The organism is Paenibacillus sp. FSL R7-0163, from assembly GCF_037969975.1.
Lineage (GTDB): Bacteria > Bacillota > Bacilli > Paenibacillales > Paenibacillaceae > Paenibacillus_AQ > Paenibacillus_AQ odorifer.
Genome location: NZ_CP150224.1, coordinates 3115657 through 3135516 on the forward strand (window position 1 = coordinate 3115657; position 19860 = coordinate 3135516).

At 46.2% G+C, this 19860-nt stretch carries 17 protein-coding genes and 2 pseudogenes; 2 read left to right on the forward strand and 17 right to left on the reverse strand.

What is annotated here, in order from left to right; all coding sequences use genetic code 11:
• Nucleotides 1-297: 297 nt before the first annotated feature.
• From NST45_RS13800 to NST45_RS13810, 3 genes and pseudogenes are all read right to left on the reverse strand, one after another.
• A complete protein-coding gene (locus tag NST45_RS13800; protein ID WP_339826272.1) occupies nucleotides 298-483 on the reverse strand; it encodes a hypothetical protein in 186 nt (61 codons plus the stop codon).
• An 84-nt stretch (nucleotides 484-567) separates the two neighbouring features.
• Nucleotides 568-696 (reverse strand): annotated as a pseudogene (locus NST45_RS13805) (transposase); the annotation flags it as partial.
• A gap of 91 nt (nucleotides 697-787) precedes the next feature.
• A pseudogene (locus tag NST45_RS13810) lies at nucleotides 788-1465 on the reverse strand (IS110 family transposase); the annotation flags it as partial.
• A 172-nt stretch (nucleotides 1466-1637) separates the two neighbouring features.
• Here NST45_RS13810 and NST45_RS13815 point away from each other — a divergent pair.
• Nucleotides 1638-2114 carry an SRPBCC family protein gene (locus NST45_RS13815; protein WP_076141472.1) on the forward strand — a complete coding sequence of 159 codons (477 nt, stop codon included), beginning with the start codon at nucleotides 1638-1640 and terminating at the stop codon, nucleotides 2112-2114.
• Here NST45_RS13815 and NST45_RS13820 read toward each other — a convergent pair.
• The 4 genes from NST45_RS13820 to NST45_RS13835 all read right to left on the reverse strand — a co-directional run bounded on the left by NST45_RS13820 (nucleotide 2106) and on the right by NST45_RS13835 (nucleotide 6490).
• Nucleotides 2106-2915: an SDR family NAD(P)-dependent oxidoreductase gene (locus NST45_RS13820; RefSeq protein ID WP_036686506.1), complete on the reverse strand. Its 810-nt coding sequence runs from the start codon at nucleotides 2913-2915 to the stop codon at nucleotides 2106-2108. The two genes, NST45_RS13815 and NST45_RS13820, sit on opposite strands and share 9 nt — an antisense overlap.
• Before the next feature lie 219 nt (nucleotides 2916-3134).
• Entirely contained in the window at nucleotides 3135-4001 is an 867-nt protein-coding gene (locus NST45_RS13825; RefSeq protein WP_036686503.1) for a transglutaminase family protein, read from the reverse strand.
• A complete protein-coding gene (locus tag NST45_RS13830; protein WP_036686637.1) occupies nucleotides 3998-4951 on the reverse strand; it encodes an alpha-E domain-containing protein in 954 nt (317 codons plus the stop codon). Before NST45_RS13830 ends, NST45_RS13825 begins: the two co-directional genes overlap by 4 nt.
• Nucleotides 4952-5026: 75 nt before the next feature.
• Nucleotides 5027-6490 carry a circularly permuted type 2 ATP-grasp protein gene (locus tag NST45_RS13835; RefSeq protein WP_036686502.1) on the reverse strand — a complete coding sequence of 488 codons (1464 nt, stop codon included), beginning with the start codon at nucleotides 6488-6490 and terminating at the stop codon, nucleotides 5027-5029.
• 354 nt (nucleotides 6491-6844) lie between these two features.
• On the opposite strand from NST45_RS13835, the gene NST45_RS13840 reads away from it, so the two are divergent.
• A complete protein-coding gene (locus tag NST45_RS13840) occupies nucleotides 6845-7723 on the forward strand; it encodes a DUF1835 domain-containing protein (protein WP_038570609.1) in 879 nt (292 codons plus the stop codon).
• Nucleotides 7724-7848: 125 nt separating this feature from the next.
• On the opposite strand, the gene ftsY is transcribed toward NST45_RS13840, so the two are convergent.
• The 10 genes from ftsY to fapR form a co-directional block, all read right to left on the reverse strand.
• Nucleotides 7849-8856 carry a signal recognition particle-docking protein FtsY gene (gene ftsY, locus NST45_RS13845; RefSeq protein ID WP_036686498.1) on the reverse strand — a complete coding sequence of 336 codons (1008 nt, stop codon included), beginning with the start codon at nucleotides 8854-8856 and terminating at the stop codon, nucleotides 7849-7851.
• A 36-nt stretch (nucleotides 8857-8892) separates the two neighbouring features.
• Nucleotides 8893-12462, reverse strand: a complete 3570-nt coding sequence (gene smc / locus NST45_RS13850) for a chromosome segregation protein SMC (protein ID WP_036686496.1) — start codon at nucleotides 12460-12462, stop codon at nucleotides 8893-8895.
• 273 nt (nucleotides 12463-12735) lie between these two features.
• Nucleotides 12736-13440 carry a ribonuclease III gene (gene rnc / locus NST45_RS13855; RefSeq protein WP_038570606.1) on the reverse strand — a complete coding sequence of 235 codons (705 nt, stop codon included), beginning with the start codon at nucleotides 13438-13440 and terminating at the stop codon, nucleotides 12736-12738.
• A 15-nt stretch (nucleotides 13441-13455) separates the two neighbouring features.
• Nucleotides 13456-14691: a beta-ketoacyl-ACP synthase II gene (fabF, locus tag NST45_RS13860; RefSeq protein WP_076101782.1), complete on the reverse strand. Its 1236-nt coding sequence runs from the start codon at nucleotides 14689-14691 to the stop codon at nucleotides 13456-13458.
• Between the two features lie 218 nt (nucleotides 14692-14909).
• The gene (locus tag NST45_RS13865; protein WP_036686493.1) at nucleotides 14910-15143 is read right to left on the reverse strand and encodes an acyl carrier protein; all 234 of its coding nucleotides are present in this window, start codon (nucleotides 15141-15143) and stop codon (nucleotides 14910-14912) included.
• Between the two features lie 125 nt (nucleotides 15144-15268).
• A complete protein-coding gene (fabG, locus tag NST45_RS13870) occupies nucleotides 15269-16018 on the reverse strand; it encodes a 3-oxoacyl-[acyl-carrier-protein] reductase (RefSeq protein ID WP_038570603.1) in 750 nt (249 codons plus the stop codon).
• A gap of 54 nt (nucleotides 16019-16072) precedes the next feature.
• Nucleotides 16073-16996, reverse strand: a complete 924-nt coding sequence (gene fabD, locus NST45_RS13875) for an ACP S-malonyltransferase (protein ID WP_036686490.1) — start codon at nucleotides 16994-16996, stop codon at nucleotides 16073-16075.
• Between the two features lie 21 nt (nucleotides 16997-17017).
• On the reverse strand, nucleotides 17018-18007 hold the full coding sequence (locus NST45_RS13880; protein ID WP_139329841.1) for a beta-ketoacyl-ACP synthase III: 990 nt from the start codon (nucleotides 18005-18007) through the stop codon (nucleotides 17018-17020).
• A gap of 8 nt (nucleotides 18008-18015) precedes the next feature.
• Nucleotides 18016-19005 (reverse strand): phosphate acyltransferase PlsX, encoded by a 990-nt coding sequence (gene plsX / locus NST45_RS13885; protein WP_038570599.1) that lies wholly within the window; start codon nucleotides 19003-19005, stop codon nucleotides 18016-18018.
• A complete protein-coding gene (fapR, locus tag NST45_RS13890; RefSeq protein ID WP_036686484.1) occupies nucleotides 18989-19585 on the reverse strand; it encodes a transcription factor FapR in 597 nt (198 codons plus the stop codon). The genes plsX and fapR overlap by 17 nt, the downstream gene beginning before the upstream one ends.
• Nucleotides 19586-19860 lie beyond the last annotated feature (275 nt).

Consider the following 19860-nt stretch of genomic DNA (forward strand, 5'->3'; position numbering starts at 1 on the left):
CTCTATTCCCTGCTATGAACGAATTAGTCAATTCCCCTGTTTTCCCCTTTAACTAGAGGGTTTTCAATCCCTTGGGCACAGAGACAAAATGCGAGTCGTCGGCTGGCAATCTGCTATCCGTGGGTTGGTTACCACATATTATGCCTACGTCGAAGGAGCTCCGTAAACTAATTTCGCACGTTAGATCAGGGATCCTGTGCACAGGGAATTCACGGATTCTCCTCGAACCTTTCTCTTTGTCTCCATGCCCCAAGGATTCAAATCTTTTGGGTATGTTTTTATTTTTTTTCGTTTCACCTACGCCATTTTTCGTTCTGCCTCTACCGCAATCGACCAGATAAATCCAATTAACTCACGACCCACTGCTGCCATGGTTAAATTTCGGTGTTTCCCGCGTCTGACTAATTTTAAATACTTGCTGTGTAACCGTTCTTGGGCTTTCCACGACGTTTCATGGACATGAATACTCTGACCAAGACGCACTGCTAAATCTCCCTTGACGGCAGGGCGGTGACGGTAACTCCATGCGGACTCCACCAGTGCGCGCCGCACTCCGGAATTTCCGACTTTTGTAAGACTCCCTCTTTTGGTACTTGCTCCCGAGGAATATTCCCGTGGCACGAGTCCCAGGTAACTCATGAGCTGAGCCGGTGAACGAAAACGTTCGAAATTTCCAATCTCGACAACTAAAGTCATAGCTGTCAGCAGGGCGATTCCCCTCAGCGCCTTGCAACGCTTGAATGACAGGTGCGTAAGGGCAGATCTGTGCTTCTTCTCGCATTGCGGCTTCAAGTCGCTTGATTCGCTCCTCCACTTCCCGGAGCTGTTGCAGGGATTCGGTAAATACCCGTTCTTGAGCTACATTATTAAACTTCAGCATAGAGAGCCATTCCCGGTACCTTTTGGTCCAGCGTTTTTTCATACCCTCTGGCTTGTGAATTTGGTGGCGCAATAGAAAATGAATGAGCCGTTGCCGAGCCCGATGTAGGTCTTGCCTAGCATCTTCTCGTGCACGAATGAGATCTCGTAAAGCTTCGAGTTCTGGCGTTGGCACATAGATCGCAGTCAATTCTCCAGCCCGGTGTAACTGAGCCAGTTTTTCTGCATCCCGTCGGTCGGTTTTTATGGCATCTCCGGGACGCTGTGGCATACGCGAAGGTGCAATTACCACACAGGAAATTCCCATCTTCGTCAACCAGCGGTATAAGTCGTACCCCGTAGGCCCGGCTTCATAGCAGACCTCCAGTGTAATCCCTGAACCTTTGAGTTTCCGAATCATTCGAGCCACTGCATCTGGGGTATGGGGGATGGCTCCATAATATCGTGCGGGTTCCCGACCCTCATCTGCAATCGCCACCGCAATTTTTTCTTTAGACACATCCAAACCGACGTATTTTATGGTATTCTTCATAGTAACAGCTCCTTTCGCATGTAGCTCTGTAATGGTTGTCCTTTTAACTTCCATTTTAACCTACGGTGTGCGAAACAGGGGCTGCCTTTCGTTCATCATAACTATAAGATAGTCTTCTAACTCACAGCCGCATCGTGCAATTAACACAGGCGATTGCTATACTCTTTCTAACAAGACTCAACTCAATAAAAAAAGGACTACCACAGTAGTCCAAAGGAGAATATTCATGTTAGCTAACATCCAAAAAGAAGATCAACATTATGCTGCTCGTTTCGAACGCCAGTTAAAGCATTCTGCATCTGAGATTTGGTCCTACCTGACGGAGAATGAGAAGCTTGCCTTATGGTTCTCTGAATTAAGAATCGAAGACTTACGTGAAGGCGGACTTATAAAGTTTGATATGCAAAACGGAACGTTTGTGGATATGAAAATTACTGAGCTACAGCATCAATCTACTTTTGAGTTTACATGGGCTGAGGATCTTGTTCGTTTTGAGTTATACCCTAATTCAGAAGGCTGTTTACTCATCTTGAATGAAACACTACAGACGCTCACCCCGCATACACCACGAGATCTCGCTGGCTGGCATGTTTGTCTAGAAGTGATCCAGCATCTTTTGGAAGGCACGACGCTGGAGTCACGGAAAGACGAATGGAACAAATGGTACGAGCATTACCGTGAAGCCATCTCGAAATTAGGATAACAAGGACTCCGCGCCGTCAATCACGATTTGCGCACCTGTAATATGGATAGATTCATCCGAAGCCAGAAAAGCAACGAGATCAGCGACATTATCCGGCTTGCCCGGTCCATCAGCCAAGGGTTGCGCTCCATCAGGGAATTCAATTGGAATGACGATTGCTTCCACATCTTCGCTCATTTCAGTGGTTTCATCTATATTCGTAGCAATAGCCCCAGGGCAGATCACATTTACACGAATCTTAAACTTAGCAAGCTCGAGAGCTGCCATTTTGGCAAAAGCCACCTGTCCAGCTTTGGTAGTGCTATAAGTAGACCACCCAAAGCTGGCAAATCTAGTGTTCCCATTAATGGAACTAGTAATAATAATACTGCCCTTCCCTTTATCTTTCAGATGAGGAATGGTATATTTCAGGGTCAAAAAAGTCCCCGTCAAATTCACCGACATCGTACGCTCCCAGTCGCTCAAGCTCAGTTCTTCTATCGGACCCACAGCGCCATTAATTCCCGCGTTAGCGAATACTACATCCACGCCTCCGAATTGTTCCACCGTACAACGTACGGCTTCCTCCATCTTTTTCTCATCGGAAGTATCTACCTCTATGGCCAGCGCGCAATCTTTTCGAAGCTTATTAAGCTTTTCTGCCAAGGAAGAGGTTCTTTCAAGATTTAAATCAAACAATGCTACATTTGCACCTTCCCGCGCCAGCTTAATAGCGGTAGCACGGCCAATTCCCGAGCCCGCTCCGGTTATAATCGCTGTTTTTCCAATAAATCTTTGTTTCTTAGATATGTTTGGGCTCATATGTAATCTCTCCTCTAATGTCTGTAAGATAAGTACTATGGATCAAGATTACCCAAATAAACCTGTAATGGAATCATCTCGTTCATAAATCTTCATAATTTAAGCACGCCGCACAAAAAAATCTCCCCATTCAATAAGATGAGCGGAGAGTTTGTTTCGAATATTTTGATTTTTTTGATTGTTTCGATGTTCGATGTTCGATGTTTCGATTATTTCAATTCAATTGTCCAGCTTGCGTACGTCCACTTTTACAGTCAGTGTGCCTGCTCCGCCGCGATATACCCCTTTTACAGGTACTATATCTTTATAATCCCGTCCATGACCCAGCTTGATATAACGCCAGTTCACTTCAACATTATTCGTCGGATCAAAACCAAGCCAGCCCGTACCCGGAATATGGGTCTCCACCCAAGCATGTGAAGCCTGCTCGAAATTGGCATTGCTGCTCTGTAGATCACCGACAAAATGATATCCACTAACATATCTGGAAGGCAGACCCACACTGCGGCAGACAGCGATCATAAGATGAGCATAATCCTGACAGACACCCCGCTTGAGCTTCAGGGCTTTTTTTACCGTTGTATTTACGCTTGTTGCCTCAGGATCATAGGTGAACTGTTCATAAATCGTCGAAGATAACCTCAGAATCCATTGATACATATCTTCAGCTTCACTAAAAGGGTACTGTGAGGCGAACTCTACCAATTCAGGAGTCACCTCGGTATAACGGGTCGGCAAAATAAACTCAATGTACCGGTTCTGAAACTTCTCATCATTTAGCAGTTTAACTTGCTCTTCAAGGCTGGTTCGCGGAAGATCGGTACCTTGAGATTTATCCAATGTTACTACAGTAGCTTTCGTATGGATTACCATTTCCGTATGTGGCTTATTAACTGAATAGGCATGCACCCGATTACCAAAGAAATCCTCATACGTTAATAGATTAGCTGCCGGATATACTTCAACCTCGTGGTGATAACAGGATTGCCGATAGTTGGTGCGAGGGGTGAGTCTGATTTCATTGACACTGTCCGTAACTGGCTCTGGATAACTGTATGTGGTGGTGTGATTGATTTGAATCTTCATACAGATACTCCTTCTCGCCGAAAAAAGGCGCCCTCCATCGTTTTGCCCAGTCTCTGGCAAGATATTACGAGTGATTGCAGTACATCTTCCACCAGCTCACCGGACATTTCTTCTTTTTCCATATAATCCAGCTCTGCCTTCAGCTTTCCTGCTTGACGGATGACCTTCTCATGACCTGAGCCTTTTTCTGAGGAATCCAGTTCAAGTCTAGCTAAATGTTCTTCCAGCTGGTGAAAAGAAAAGCGGATCGAACGTGGAAATTTGGGATTCGCGATCAAAAAATCTAAAATGCTCTCCGGTGACATGGCATCTGCATAATAACGGCGAAACGCCTGATACCCACTTACGGATTTCAGCACAGCCTGTAACTGAATATAGATTGCATTAAGCTCTTTGAAACGGCAAGAGGCTATAACTGCCTGCAAAATACGCGTCGTATTCTCGGCCCGTTCCAAAAAACGGCCGCTCTCTATAAAGTGCCATTCATTCCCTCTAAGCATTACGGATTGTTCTGCTCCTAGAAACATAGCTGCACGTTCCTTCACCTGCTGGTAGAAATGATGTGGACCACTCATAATATCAGCAACTGACCGCTCACCAAGCCATAGATTAAAGCTGTTGACGACATCCCATAGCTCACTTGGAAGATGCTGACGCAGTGTGCGAAGATTATTTCTGGCATGATGTACGCAAGAGAATAATGAATTCGAATTGCCTAAATCAAGTGTAATAAAGGATAACACGTCCTGTTCAGAAAAGGTTTCGAACTGCTGTAAATATTCACTTCGAACCCCTAATGCATCGATAAGCCTCGACCATTTATGTCCTTCTTCCTGAAAATCCTCTTCCTGCTGGATATGATAATGTACATTGATTAGCCGCGCATGATTCTCTGCCCTTTCAATATATCGGCCGATCCAGAATAAAGCCTCCGCATTTCGATTCAGCATCTTTAGCCACTCCTTTATCCTCCAAATTGATGCTGCATATTTTTGATTCACAATCAAGGCTTACAAGATAATAGATCACGCCATAACCCAAGTATCCTTTACGCCACCACCTTGCGAGGAATTCACAACCAATGAACCTTCTTTCATAGCCACTCGGGTTAATCCGCCAGGTATGACATGCGGCTTCCGGTCTGCACCCATTAATACAAAAGCCCGAAGGTCGATATGCCGGGGTGCCATAGTGCCTCCCGACAATACAGGTGCTCTAGACAAGGACATAATTGGCTGTGCCACATAACGATCTGGATCAGCAATAATTTTCATTCGGAACTCGGCTAATTCTTCTTTGGTTGCCTCGCTTCCGATCAACATCCCATATCCACCGGATAATGAGGTTTCCTTAACAACCATTTCGGATAGGTTCTCAAGAACATACAGGCGTTCATCGGGTCTGGACAACAAATACGTCGGCACATTGCCAAGGATCGGCTCTTCATTCAGATAATAACGAATCATATCCGGTACATAGACATACATCGCTTTATCATCTGCAACACCGGTTCCCGGAGCATTAGCAATCGCTATGTTGCCTGCCCTATAAGCATTCATAAGTCCTGCTACACCCAGTAAAGAATCAGGTTGAAAGGCTAGCGGGTCAATGTAATCATCGTCCAACCGACGATACAGCACATCCACTCTACGTAGTCCGTTCATTTCTTTCAGATATATTTTGTGATCCTTTGTTACCAAATCTCGTCCTTCGACCAAATGTATACCCATCTGCTGTGCCAAAAAAGCATGTTCATAATATGCAGAATTGTATTCTCCAGGCGTTAGGAGTGCTATAACCGGATCTGACCTCCTTGATGGAGATAGACTACGAAGCACGGATAAGAAGCGATTTAAGCTATGATCTACATCTCGGATGGAGCTGGCAAAGGACAATTCAGGAAACAATTGATTCATAAGTGTTCTGCCTTTAAAAAGATAGGAAAAGCCGGAGGGTGTTCGCAGGTTGTCTTCAAGTACATAATAATGCCCATCGTGATGGCGGATCAGATCGATTCCTGAGGTGGTGATGTAAGCTCCACCGGGCACGCGCAGACCTGACATTTCTGGCCGGAAGTAACAGTTGGAAATAATCATACGCCTAGGGACGATGCCATCTTTAACAATGTATTGCTCATGGTAGATGTCATGAATGAACAAATTCAAAGCTGTGATACGCTGAATTATTCCAGCTTCTAGCCTCTCCCACTCATTCTTAGGGATTATACGTGGAATCATATCGAAGGGGATCGTTCGCTCCATAGGATGATCTTGAGCCGGATTGTAAAGCGTAAAGGTAATTCCTTCTTCCATCATCCTACGCTGCATTAAATTTTGCTTCCCTTGCAGCTCTTCGGAGCTCATTCCGGAAAACATGCGGTTCACATGTCTGTAGTGCGGCCGGACATTCCTCTTATCAGCATACATTTCATCGAAAAAATGCTGTAATGGATACGGAGACAGACCTGGCAGAGGATCTAATTTGGACATGAGCCCGACTCCTTTCGATAGATGTAATCTTTGTTAACAACTTATACTTTCATTTCAGAAAACATCCATGAAAATATTGGTTTATATTCTCATAATACGTAAATCTACTTGTTCATGTCAACATATATAACAGAGAAATGTGATTCCAGAGGTATTTGTATTTTTTGGAATCGCTTCCTTTCTCTCTTATATAGGTTGCCGGAGATGAAATGTACATTCATCATTGAATTGTATGCAGGAAGTGTGACAAGCATTACTATTATGAATTTTTCATATAATGTATTTTTTATATAGTTGCCTGCGGATGTGGATTCATTGAGTATGGTATAATTTGTTGCGATGGGAGAGTGACCTATGGAGCACAAATATACTATGTCAATTGAGCAGGAAGAGCTTAGGCGGAATCACATTTATCTGTTATTTGGTCTATCGGAAGCGGGGTCAATGAAGGTAGCCCTTAGTCATTTGGGTTATCGCCATTTAATACGAGTACTTTCATTTAATGAGACATTCTCTGCTGGACCGTTGCGTGAATTACATAATAATGAAGGCTATCATACCCGTGAGTTATGGTTTCAGGAACGATTTCCGGATCATGGTTATCATCTCAATCCCCAGCACAAACTGGAAGCCGTGATACAGACCTTAAAAGAAATTCCCGAGGACAAAAAAATCACTATTTGGTGCGGAGACAACTCCCATGATCAGACAGGTTTACGATTTGCGCTTTCTATTCTTAATGAGAGGACGCAACCTATTCATGTTATTGATCCCGTCAAGGCTTATAGGGAGATTGCCGCTCCATTTGAAATCGGATTATATCCCAGAGCACTTAGTCAGCTCCCAAACGAAGCTGTGCATAAAATTATAAAAATCACCGAAAACACATCCCCTGTCACCTCCGCTCAAAGAAAACAGTATGAACTAGAGTGGCAAAAAATCAGCAACACCGAGGATATGCTTAGAGTTTGGGTTGATGGCCAGCTTATGAATGTTCCCGAGAGTTACTATGACGAAGAAATTCTTTCTTTAATTCTGCAACTTCAACAGTATGAGGATCGAGATGGCTACGTAAATGCAGGTCTGATTGTAGGCACAATTATAGGGCAATGGAATTTGTATATCAGTACCTCATTCATAGAATATCGCTTCTGGAGGCTAGTTAGTGAGGGAAAGCTGTTATTTAAAGGGATCCCTTACGCGATGCATTTATACTTTCTAAGAGTCGCTTAGCAGTTGCTACAAAATGACGGACAAACCCTTTATAAAAAAGAAAAGGAATGCCCTCCTAAACTAAATATAGCTTCGAGGGCATTCCTTGTAAATATGACTTCTTTATGATTATATTGTGCTGTTGATTACACTTGCTCTTCCGATTCTTCTGACTCTTCTTCCTCGGCAATTAATCCAGCAAAAAGAGCATGTACGAACTGCTGCGAATCAAATGGCTGCAGGTCTTCCATTTTTTCTCCAAGACCTACAAACTTCACCGGCAAATTCATTTCCTGACGAATCGCTACAACGATTCCGCCTTTAGCCGTACCGTCCAGCTTCGTCAAGACCAAGCCAGTGACGCCACTCTTTTCACCAAATAACTTGGCTTGTGTAAGTGCATTTTGACCTGTCGTAGCATCTAGCACCATCAGTACCTCATGTGGAGCACTTGGGATTTCTCTTTGAATAACGCGGAAGATTTTGTTGAGCTCTTCCATCAGATTGCTTTTATTCTGCAGTCTGCCAGCAGTATCGCAGATTAAGATATCCACATTGCGCTGTTTAGCCGCTTGCACCGCATCGTACATTACAGCCGCCGGGTCAGAGCCTGCTTGTTGTTTAATGACATCTACGCCTGCGCGTTGGCCCCAAACCTCAAGCTGCTCAATCGCTCCGGCACGGAACGTATCCCCTGCAGCCAAAAGAACTTTTTTACCTTCTTGTTTGTAACGATGAGCCAGCTTGCCGATGGTAGTCGTCTTGCCCACGCCATTAACCCCAACGAACAAAATAACTGTAATTCCATTCGGATTTTCCTTCAGGCTGTTATCATCATCTCCGCGCAGCAGCTCCATAAGCTTACGGGACAAAATCGGCTTCAGCTCGGCAGCATCTTCAATCCGATTTTGCTTCACTTCGGCACGCAAATCCTCGACAAGGGTCATAACAGTGTTTACACCCACGTCTGCACCAATTAAAATCTCTTCCAGCTCTTCGTAGAACTCTTCATCTATCTTTTTGCGGCGGATGATAAGGTCGGAGACCTTCTCTACAAAACCTTTACGGGTTTTCTCTAATCCGTCGCGGAATTGTTTCGTTACACTCTCCGTTTTGCCGGAAATGCTTTCTTTTAATTTTCTAAAAAAGCTCATTTGGTTCCTCCTAAAAGTTTCTCTTCTTTGATGAATTTAAGCAATCTCAGCTTCTTCATCCTCTAAACGTACTGAGACGAGCTTGGAGACGCCGCCCTCTTCCATCGTTACTCCGTATAACACGTCCGCCTCTTCCATCGTTCCTTTGCGGTGGGTAACGACGATGAACTGAGTTTGTTCAGAGAACTCGCGTAAGTACTGTGCAAAACGAACAACGTTTGCTTCGTCGAGTGCAGCCTCAACCTCATCCAATACGCAGAACGGAACTGGCTTCACTTGCAGGATAGCAAACAATAACGCCATCGCAGTTAGAGCGCGTTCGCCGCCGGATAAGAGCTGCAGATTTTGCAATTTTTTACCCGGTGGTTGGGCTACGATATCTATACCTGTTTCCAGCATATGTTCCGGATCCAGCAGCATAAGATCAGCTCGCCCGCCTCCGAACAGCTTTGAGAACACGGTCCCGAACTGTTTACGGATCGCATCAAAGGTCTGTTTGAAACGCTTGGACATTTCATCTTCCATCTCACGGATTACCTGATACAGAGTAGTCTTAGCTTCGACTAGATCATCTTTTTGTCCACTGAGGAACGTATACCGTTCATGGACCCGCTGATATTCTTCGATCGCCCCTAAGTTAACCTCACCTAGCGCAGAAATACTGCGTTTCAAACGTTGTACATCGGCTTGTGCGGCAGGTACATCTTCAGGCACCGGATATCTCTGTTTCGCTAATTCATAACTTAGCTCGTAGTCATCACTCAGCTTGCGTAGAATATTATCCAGCTCCACATCGAGTCGACCAACAGAAACTTCAGTGGCACGCAGCTTGTCCTCGACTACTTTAAGGGCCTGACGTTGATCTTTAGTCTTGCCTTCCTCAAGTTCCAGCTTACGGGTTAACGCTGTACGCTCAGCCCGGGCAAAATCCAAAGTTCCAGTCGTCTCTTCCTTCTTCAACCGGTAACTGTTCAAATCTTCCTTCTGCTTCACAGCTTCCAAAGCATTGTTAGCCAGATCTTGTTCTATCGTATGTAACAGATTTCGATTCTGGCGCAGCTCCTTGTCCTGTGAACCCACATCTTGTCTAAGGCGACGTAACTGCTCCTCCAGGGAGAATATCTCCTGATCAAGCTTGCCTTCCGAGACTTTCATACTGGTCAACTTGCCTTGCAGCTCTTCCTTAGCTGATTCATTCGCTTTACGCGCAGATTCAGCGTTACGGATACCCTCATGGGCTTCCTTTTCTTCCTTTTCAAGGCGTTCAAGCTCAGCAGTGGCTTGTTTCCGCGTCTCTTCAAGCGCACGTACTTCACTCTCAAAGCCGCTGCGTTCCGCACCTGTGCTCTCCACTTGCTCCTGCACATGCCGAAGCTCATGCTCGAGCTGCTTCAAATCACCGGAGACTCTTTGCTCTTCCAGTCTCTTCTCGTCACCATCACGGCGCAGGTCCTCCAGCTTCACGCTAGCGTTCTCCTGCTCCTCACGAAGTCTGGCAATGCCTTGCTTCAGCTTCACTATTTGACGTTCGCTTTCTTCAATTTCACTGCTTAATTGATCCAGCTGACGTTTGCGGCTAAGCAAGCTATTGTTCTTCTTATGCTGGCTACCCCCGGTCATCGAACCGCCGGCATTAACTACATCGCCTTCCAGTGTAACTACCCGATAACGATATTGGCATCTAGCGGCAATGCGGTTCGCTTGCTCCAAGCTCTCCGCAATAACCACATTGCCGAGCAAACTGCCGATAATGCTAGTATATTTATCATCGTAACCAACGAGTTCGGAACCAATTCCAACAAATCCGTCAGCATCACCCACCATACCACGGTCACTGCCAGAAATCTGGCGCGGCCGGATAACATCTAGCGGAAGAAAGGTAGCTCGTCCCAGCTGACGTTGCTTTAGAAATGATATCGCTTGGCGGGACACAGTCTCATTATCCATGACCACATGCTGAAGTGATGCACCTAGAGCAGTCTCAATCGCCATTTCCAGCTTCTCCGGAACGGAGATCAGCTCTGCAACCGCACCATGCACTCCGTTGAGCTGTCCTTTCCGGGCGCCCTTGAGCACTTCTTTAACCCCAAGCATGAAGCCATCGAAATCATCCTGCATCTCTTTCATGGTCTCATGACGAGAGACTTGCGCTTCCCGCTTCTGTTCCCACTTCCGAAGACCGGACTGTGTTTCTTCAATCAGCTTCTGACGTTTACTGAGCTGTTCACTTTCAGTGATGTAAGCCCCGCGAAGATTGCTAAGTTCCTTCCCTAGCTGGGCAATCTTGTCCTTCAGCCCTTTCTGGTTGGCAGACAACTCTTCATGCCGGGCTGTCCATTTGCCGCTTTCTTCTTCACTGCGGCTCATACGACGTTCCAGATTCTCCTTCTGTTGATCCGCGTAACGAATTTCGTTACGTGCATTCGCCATAAGGTTCATTAACTCCAAAAGAGCACTTTTGAGCTTTTCTTCCTGGCTCTGGCTAATCCCGTCTGCCACACCTTCAAGCCTTGTCTCTTCATCTTCGATCTGTTTCCGAAGATCCACAAGCTTAAGCCGCGATTGTTCAAGCTTAAGCTCCAGATCCACGACTTCACGCTGACGATCTGCAGAACGCTCGCCAACCGAACCTAACGTGAGCATTAACTGCTCACGATTGCTTTCCAGATTTCGCTTGCGTTCCCTCAGCACTTCACCGTAACCTTCGCTCTTCTCAAATGCTTCGCTATAACGCAGCAATTGCTCTTGCTGCTTCTCGATCTGTGCTTCGAGTGTGCGCAGTTCAGAGCGTCCGCTCTCCAGCTTGGCATCATGAGCCGAAACAACGGTAGACAGCTCCAGCTGCTCGTCCTTCAACGTTTCAAGCTTTGCGTTACCTTCCTGCCAAGCGGTATGAATGCCTTCAATCTGGTGTACGTATACTGAAATTTCCTGATGTTTTAATTGTTCGCGAAGTTCCTTAAAGCGGATAGCTTTCTCGGACTGATCCTTAAGTGGCCCAATCTGATCCTCAAGCTCACTGATCAAATCATGAATACGAAGCAGGTTCTGCTCGGTATCATCCAGCTTTCGACTTGCGTCTTTCTTGCGCGATTTATATTTTACAATACCTGATGCTTCTTCAAAGATGCCTCGCCGATCTTCGGAACGAGTACTTAGAATTTCTTCAATCCTACCCTGCCCGATAATCGAATAGGCTTCACGTCCGATACCGGTATCCATAAACAGCTCTGTGATATCCTTCAGACGACAGGATTGCTTATTAATTAAATATTCACTATCTCCACTGCGATGAACTCTCCGAGTCACTGTAACTTCGCTAAAATCCAGCGGAAGTGTGTGATCTTCATTATCAAGCGTAAGTGATACTTCGCCATAATTCACGGCTTTACGCGCATCACTTCCAGCAAAAATGATATCCTCCATCTTGCCGCCACGCAGTGATTTAGCACTCTGTTCGCCGAGTACCCAGCGTATGCCGTCAGAAATATTGCTTTTGCCGCTTCCGTTCGGGCCAACTACAGCCGTTATACCGCGCACAAACTCCATTTCTGTTTTGTCGGCAAATGATTTAAAACCAGCTAATTCTATCCGTTTCAAAAACATACTTGCCAATCACCTCTGACCCATTATACCATAGCGTTTGTACCCTAAAAAACCATTAAGATGCAGCTTATTCTATCCTTCAAGCATAAACGCTTTCGCTTAACTTCCCTATAAGGACGGCAAGTGTCTAAGCGAGAAATAGAAGGCTACTTTATAACGTGGACATATAAGTTCTTATATTGTCGAAAAAGAGCAGCAACGGTCTGAGCTCCGCCTAAACGCCGGTATTCAGACCTTTGCTGCTCTCCTCCGCTTGTCCCCTTGATGCAAAACTCAGGCACCGTCCTCTTTCAGATGCAAGAGTGCAGCTGCCGCTGCCTGCTGCTCTGCTTCCTTCTTGGACCGGCCGCTTCCTTTACCAAGTGAACGGTTAGCCATATACACCTCTGAGACGAATTCACGCTCATGTGCGGGTCCCCGTTCTTCTATAATTCGATATTCCAATGTACCCATATTGTGCTGCTGAATTAGCTCTTGCAGTTCCGTCTTATAATCGGTCATCTGCATTTGCAATTTCCCATCCGTTTCCACCAGAGGAAATACGTGATTATCAAGAAAACTTCGCACCGTTTCCAGTCCTTGGTCGAGATAAAGCGCTCCCACGAAGGATTCGAATACATCAGCCAGCAGGGCCGGGCGAGTACGTCCGCCCGTAAGTTCTTCCCCTTTGCCCAACAGTACATAACGGCCAAAACCTAAACTCTCCGCAAATTTGACCAGTGAAGGCTCGCATACAATAGCGGCCCGCAGCTTGGTCAACTCTCCCTCAGGTCGGTCTGGCAATAGATTGTACAAATATTCAGAAACCGTTAACTCCAGAACTGCATCCCCAAGAAATTCGAGACGCTCATTGTCCTGATGCTGATTGAAACGGTGTTCATTCACATAGGATGCATGGGTAAAGGCCTGCTTCAGAAGCACAGAATCGTGAAATTGGATTTGAAGTTGCTGTTGTAACTGCTTCAGTTCTCCTTTCACCGCACTGTCCCCTTACTAATTATATTTTTTTAGAATAACTGTTGCGTTATGTCCCCCGAAGCCGAACGAATTCGACATTACAATATCAAGATCAGCTTTACGTGGCACATTTGGTACATAATCCAGATCACATTCCGGGTCTTGGTTGTCCAAATTAATCGTTGGCGCAATCATCCCTTTTTGCAAGGAAAGGCCACAAATAATAGCTTCTACTCCACCAGCGGCACCCAGAAGGTGACCTGTCATGGATTTCGTTGAACTGATTGCCACTTTATATGCATGATCACCCAATGCTTTCTTAACAGCAGCAGTTTCTGATCTATCTCCTACAGGCGTTGAAGTACCATGAGCATTGATATAATCAATATCTTCAGGAGAGATACCAGCATCCCGGATTGCCATCTTCATGCAGCGAGCTGCACCATCTGGATCAGGCTCAGTCATATGATGAGCATCTGCGCTTAGACCATAACCGATAACCTCAGCATAGATCTTCGCTCCGCGCTTTTCAGCATGTTCGAGTGATTCCAGAATAAGAATCCCGGCGCCTTCACCCATAACAAAACCATCGCGATCCACATCAAACGGACGACTTGCCTTCTCAGGCTCATCATTGCGAGTGGACATTGCTCTCATTGCACAAAAACCAGCCATACCTGTTGGACGAATGGTCGCTTCGGAACCACCGCAGATCATTGCATCTGCGTCTCCACGTTGAATCAAGCGGAAGGATTCCCCAATGGAGTGACTTCCTGTAGCACAAGCAGTTACTGTCGTCGTATTAGGACCCTTTGCTCCAAGGTTAATGGACAACTGTCCAGAACCCATGTTAGCGATCATCATCGGAATGAAGAACGGACTAACCCGCTTCGGTCCTTTTTCAAGCAACAAGTTATGATTGTCTTCCCAAGTTCCAAGACCACCAATACCTGATCCTACAGATACACCTATTCTTTCGGCATCAATATCTTCACCGATCTTAAGTCCGCTATCTCGCAACGCGTCCTCACCGGCAGCCACTGCAAATTGTACAAAACGGTCCATTTTGCGGGCTTCCTTACGACCAAAAAGTGCCTCTGGATCAAAATCTTTAACAGAGGATGCTATTTGCGTAGTATACTCACTGACATCAAAGGTCTCAACCTGTGATACACCGGATTTGCCGCTCATAAGATTATCCCAGAACGTCTCCAAATCTTTGCCCAATGATGTAACTACGCCCATCCCGGTAACAACCACTCTATGACTCAAACACAATCACCCCATCTATAGGTTGTATACATTATATTCAGAACTTATATACTTTCTGTTGCTACTATATGAACAGCGATAACCGCATCAATAACCATCCTGCGGTTCTGTTATATCCCTTATATAGTTGCTCAAGGCAACCTTTGATTCCTCTTTAATGCTCTATAAATGAGGAGAAGTCCCGCCCTAGCAGGAACGGGACTCTCAATCATATGACTCTAGGTATGAGATTGTATGTACTTCACAACTTCACCCACGGTCGTAATCGTCTCTGCATCTTCATCAGAGATTTCCATATCGAACTCATCTTCCAATTCCATAACCAATTCTACTACATCAAGAGAATCAGCACCTAAATCATCTTTGAAAGACGCTTCTAATGTTACCTCAGCTTCATCGGCACCTAAGCGGTCGATGACAATGCGTTTTACACGCTCTAATACATCGGACATCCGGTTCACCTCCTCTTTTGGTATTATACGAGATATGAGTTCAAAATACCATAGAGCGTCAAAAACGCTTTCTTTATCCCTCACATTTCAGCATTAAAACAGTGTAATTTCTCCTTGACGGAGAGTTACATATACATCCCGCCATCCACGTGTAGTGTCTGGCCGGTCATATACGCAGCGCCTTCAGAGGCCAGGAAGACTACAGCCATAGCAATCTCTTCAGGGCGCCCCAGACGAGCAAGTGGAATGCCCTTCTCAAGCTCACTGCGCACTTCCTCAGAGAGCTCACGCGTCATATCTGTATCAATGAAGCCAGGAGCGATACAGTTCACCGTGATCCCCCGTGAGGAAAGCTCACGAGCCGATGCCTTCGTTAAACCGATGACACCTGCCTTAGCTGCGGAGTAATTAGCTTGTCCAGGATTTCCTGTTACACCTACTACGGAAGAAATATTGATAATTCGCCCGTAGCGTTGCTTCATCATAGGGCGTGTAGCTGCCTTTAGGCAGTTAAACACCCCTTTTAGATTCGTTTCGATCACTTGATCGAACTCTTCTTCTTTCATGCGCATAATCAGGTTGTCTCTGGTAATGCCGGCATTATTGACAACAATGTCAATACGTCCCCAGGTATTCAGAACCTCTTTGACAAGGTTCTCGGCCTGTTCACTATTGCCGACATCGCCACGAAGGGCAATACCCTCCGAGCCAAGCTCGACAATCCGAGCTACGGTCTCTTGTGCGGCTGCTTCACTGCCCGCATAGTTCACGGCCACCTTCACGCCATGTTCCGCGAGAGCAAGTGCAATACTGCGGCCGATGCCGCGAGAGCCACCAGTTACAAGGGCCGTTTGACCCCGCAATACTGAGAACATCATTTATTCCCCCTTCGATCATATTGCTATTGATAAACAATGTTTGAACGTATCTTACAAGACAGCTTGCACACTTTCTAGCGTGTTAATGTTGATTACTTTGACCGTTTTGTCTATTTTGCGGATCAGACCTGCCAGAACACTGCCAGAACCAATTTCCACAAAAGTATCCACACCATCAGCAATCAGCCATTCAATACTGTCTTGCCAGAGCACAGGGGAGTACACCTGGCGGACAAGCAGTTCACGGATTTCTTCAGGATCCGTTACAGGTGCTGCGGTAACATTGACAATAACAGGTACAGCCGGAGCATTAAAAGTAACACTCTTCAGCTCGTCTGCCAAGCGGTCTGCCGCAGCCTTCATCATCGAAGAGTGAAAAGGTCCACTTACTTCCAGCGGAATAGCCCGCTTTCCGCCTGCTTCCTTAACACGCTGCACAACACCGTTAACCCCGGCTTGTGAACCAGAAACAACAATCTGTCCCGGGCAGTTCACATTCGCCAGTTCTACCACGCCGCTCTCCTCGGATACGCTCCGGCATAATTCTGCCAGAGCATCCCGCTCCGCACCAAGCACTGCAGCCATAGCTCCCTGTCCACCTGGAACAGCTTCCTCCATAAAACGACCGCGTAAACGCACAAGTCTTACAGCATCTTCATAGGACAATACGCCTGCCGCAACCAGTGCGCTGTATTCTCCTAGGCTATGACCAGCTACATAATCCGGCTTCATCCCTTGATCACGTAATGCTTCCAGATAAGCCACACTTGCTGTTAGCAGAGCTGGTTGCGTATTTACGGTCTGTTTCAAATCACTGTCAGGTCCTTCAAAAATCAGCTGGCTCAGTGAAAATCCGAGGACCTCATCACCTTTTTCGAATACCGCGCGGCTGTGCGGAAGAGCTTCATATACATCTCTACCCATTCCAACTGCCTGTGCACCCTGACCGGGAAAGACAAATGCGATTTTACTCATAAGTAAGAACTCCTTCCTCTATTACCAGATCAATACGGACGCGCCCCAAGTCAAGCCACCGCCGAATCCAACCATCAGAACCGTGTCGCCTTCCTTCATGCGTCCTTCTTCCGCCGCTTCCACTAGAGCTAGAGGAATAGAAGCTGCTGATGTATTAGCATATTTATCAACATTGATTACACATTTCTCCGGTGGCAGGTCAAGCCGCTGCATAGCGGATTGAATGATACGAATATTCGCTTGATGCGGCACGAACAAATCAATATCTTCTTTACCTAATCCGGCTTTAGTTAGCACACGTTCTGTAGCTGAGCCCATAACACGAACGGCAAACTTAAACACTTCACGGCCATTCATATAAATGAAATGTTTCTTGTCTTCAACCGTCTGCTGAGATGCAGGCAAGCGCGAGCCCCCAGCTTCCAGCTTAAGCAAGTTTCCTCCAGAACCTTCAGCACCCAGATCGAAGGATTGGAAACCGCGTCCCTCTGGAACCTCACCGATGATTACTGCTCCTGCACCATCGCCAAACAGTACACAGGTGTTACGATCCGTATAATCAGTGATGCGGGATAAAGTGTCCGCACCAATTATGAGTGCATTATTGTACATTCCGTTCTGAATAAAGCCAACCGCAGTAGCTAGGCTGTATACAAAACCAGAGCAGGCTGCTGACAAGTCAAATGCCGCAGCACCTTTAGCTCCAAGTTTATCCTGCAAAATGCAGGCTGTGGAAGGAAAGGAGCTATCAGGGGTTACCGTTGCAATAATAATAAGATCCAGATCTTCAGCTTTCATGCCTGCAGAATCCAAAGCTTTAAGTGCAGCTTCATAGGCTAAATCAGAAGTTGCCTCATGTGGTGCAGCGATATGTCTTTCACGGATCCCTGTCCGACTGACGATCCATTCATCGTTAGTCTCCACTATTTTTTCTAGATCACTGTTTGTTAAAATTTTCTCAGGTACATATTTACCCGTACCGATAATCCCAACCGGCCGCAACTGTTTCATTTCGTCACTCACTTCCCGCTAATTTCCTTGGATATACTTGGCACAAGATCGGCTTGCAGAGCAATCCGCGCTTGTCTTACCGCATTTTTAACCGCATTTCCGTCTGAAGATCCGTGCCCCTTAACTACCAATCCGCTAAGACCAAGCAGCGGTGCACCACCATGCTCTTTGTAATCCATCTTGCCCTTCAGGGCTCTAAGCTCCGGCATCAGCATAGCCGCTCCAAGCTTAGTTTTCAGAGAACGACTGAATTGCTCCTTCAGCAAAGAGAACAATGCACCTGCTGTACCCTCAAGCGACTTCAATAGGATATTACCAGCAAATCCATCGCAGACAAGCACATCGCAGTTTCCTGTCAGTACGTCGCGTGCCTCAACATTACCGATAAAATGAATGCCTGGCAAGTTCTCCAGCAGTGGATAGGCTTCTTTGGTCAGCTCGTTGCCTTTTCCAGGCTCCGTTCCTACATTTAGAAGTCCAACCCGCGGCTTAGCAATACCGTGCACTTTATTCCGATAAATGCTGCCCATCAGCGCATATTGCACCAGATGTTCAGGTTTCGCATCCATGTTAGCACCAAGATCAAGCGCAAGCACGCCAACATCATCAAGTGTCGGAATCATAGGTGCCAGCGCAGGACGTTCAATCCCCTGCATACGGCCCACTACGAGTAACCCTGTAGTCATAAGCGCCCCTGTGTTACCTGATGAAATCATAGCATCTGCTTCGCCCTCACGCACCATACGTCCAGCTACAACCATGGATGAATCTTTTTTGCGGCGAACCGCCTTAACCGGCTCTTCATCAGAACCAATAACATCTCCTGCATGCCGCACACTAAGGTTGGACGGCTTGTCCTTCAGCAGCGGCTCTAGTCTGGCTTCGTCACCTACGAGCACAATCTGCGTATCTTTCCATTCCGCGGCCGCGGACAACGCCCCCTCGACATTACATTCAGGAGCGTTGTCCCCGCCCATGGCATCAATGGCGATCAGCACTACGGTTACCCCCTTCACTATACTCTTCATTAGCGGAACGATACACTATAAAGTGGCCTTGAAATACCAATTCTTCTCCGACATAGGTGAATACGTCCACCTCTGCTTTGCCGCCTCTGCCTGCAAGTGACCGCACTTGAGCTTTAGCAATGCACTTCTCACCAAGCAGAACCATACGAACAAAGCGTATGTCGGCTGAAGCAGTCAAGGCAATTTCATCGTTAATCACAGCAACCGCAAGCGAGTTGGCTTGAGCAAACACGTAGTGGCCACGGGCGATCCCATTTCTGGAAAAGACATGATCCTCACGAATTTCAAAGATCGAAATCCCGCTCTTATCGAGCTGTAAATCCACAATATCTCCGATCACTTCATCCGCAGGCAAAGAGCGCACCTGATCATAGGAATGCTCTGCCATTTGTTTCATTCTTTCACGCAGTTCTGGTATTCCCAGCTCCATCCGGTCTAACCGAATCGTCTGAATGCTCACCTTCAGCTGACGAGTCAACTCCCGATCAGTCACAAAAGGATTGCCTGCAATTATATGTAGCAGCTGTTGCTGACGTTCTTTCTTGGACATCCGCTCGATAGCGGCTCACCTCCTGGCACATGCCAAGCGTAAACGCCTTCGGCGTCCTAATAAGGACGGTAAGCGTTTAAGCGAGAAATATAAGACATAAAGTATAGGTGCATAACTTATACTTCCTTATATTTTAAAGAAAGCATCCGGCCTCTTGAATGGCCGCTGTTATATTAGGTCAAACAATCATAAATATTATTTAGAACCAGGTACTAATATGTAGTATAAAGCATGCCGCACCAAAAATAAAGCATTGACTTCTGAGCGGAACATAA

Excerpts from the sequence above, each read along its gene's own strand:
- NST45_RS13815 (WP_076141472.1), top strand. The coding sequence starts at position 1,638 with ATGTTAGCTAACATCCAAAAAGAAGATCAACATTATGCTGCTCGTTTC.
- NST45_RS13820 (WP_036686506.1), bottom strand. The coding sequence starts at position 2,915 with ATGAGCCCAAACATATCTAAGAAACAAAGATTTATTGGAAAAACAGCG.
- NST45_RS13825 (WP_036686503.1), bottom strand. The coding sequence starts at position 4,001 with ATGAAGATTCAAATCAATCACACCACCACATACAGTTATCCAGAGCCA.
- NST45_RS13830 (WP_036686637.1), bottom strand. The coding sequence starts at position 4,951 with ATGCTGAATCGAAATGCGGAGGCTTTATTCTGGATCGGCCGATATATT.
- NST45_RS13835 (WP_036686502.1), bottom strand. The coding sequence starts at position 6,490 with ATGTCCAAATTAGATCCTCTGCCAGGTCTGTCTCCGTATCCATTACAG.
- NST45_RS13840 (WP_038570609.1), top strand. The coding sequence starts at position 6,845 with ATGGAGCACAAATATACTATGTCAATTGAGCAGGAAGAGCTTAGGCGG.
- ftsY (WP_036686498.1), bottom strand. The coding sequence starts at position 8,856 with ATGAGCTTTTTTAGAAAATTAAAAGAAAGCATTTCCGGCAAAACGGAG.
- smc (WP_036686496.1), bottom strand. The coding sequence starts at position 12,462 with ATGTTTTTGAAACGGATAGAATTAGCTGGTTTTAAATCATTTGCCGAC.
- NST45_RS13865 (WP_036686493.1), bottom strand. The coding sequence starts at position 15,143 with ATGTCCGATGTATTAGAGCGTGTAAAACGCATTGTCATCGACCGCTTA.
- fabG (WP_038570603.1), bottom strand. The coding sequence starts at position 16,018 with ATGTTCTCAGTATTGCGGGGTCAAACGGCCCTTGTAACTGGTGGCTCT.
- fabD (WP_036686490.1), bottom strand. The coding sequence starts at position 16,996 with ATGAGTAAAATCGCATTTGTCTTTCCCGGTCAGGGTGCACAGGCAGTT.
- NST45_RS13880 (WP_139329841.1), bottom strand. The coding sequence starts at position 18,007 with ATGAAACAGTTGCGGCCGGTTGGGATTATCGGTACGGGTAAATATGTA.
- fapR (WP_036686484.1), bottom strand. The coding sequence starts at position 19,585 with ATGTCCAAGAAAGAACGTCAGCAACAGCTGCTACATATAATTGCAGGC.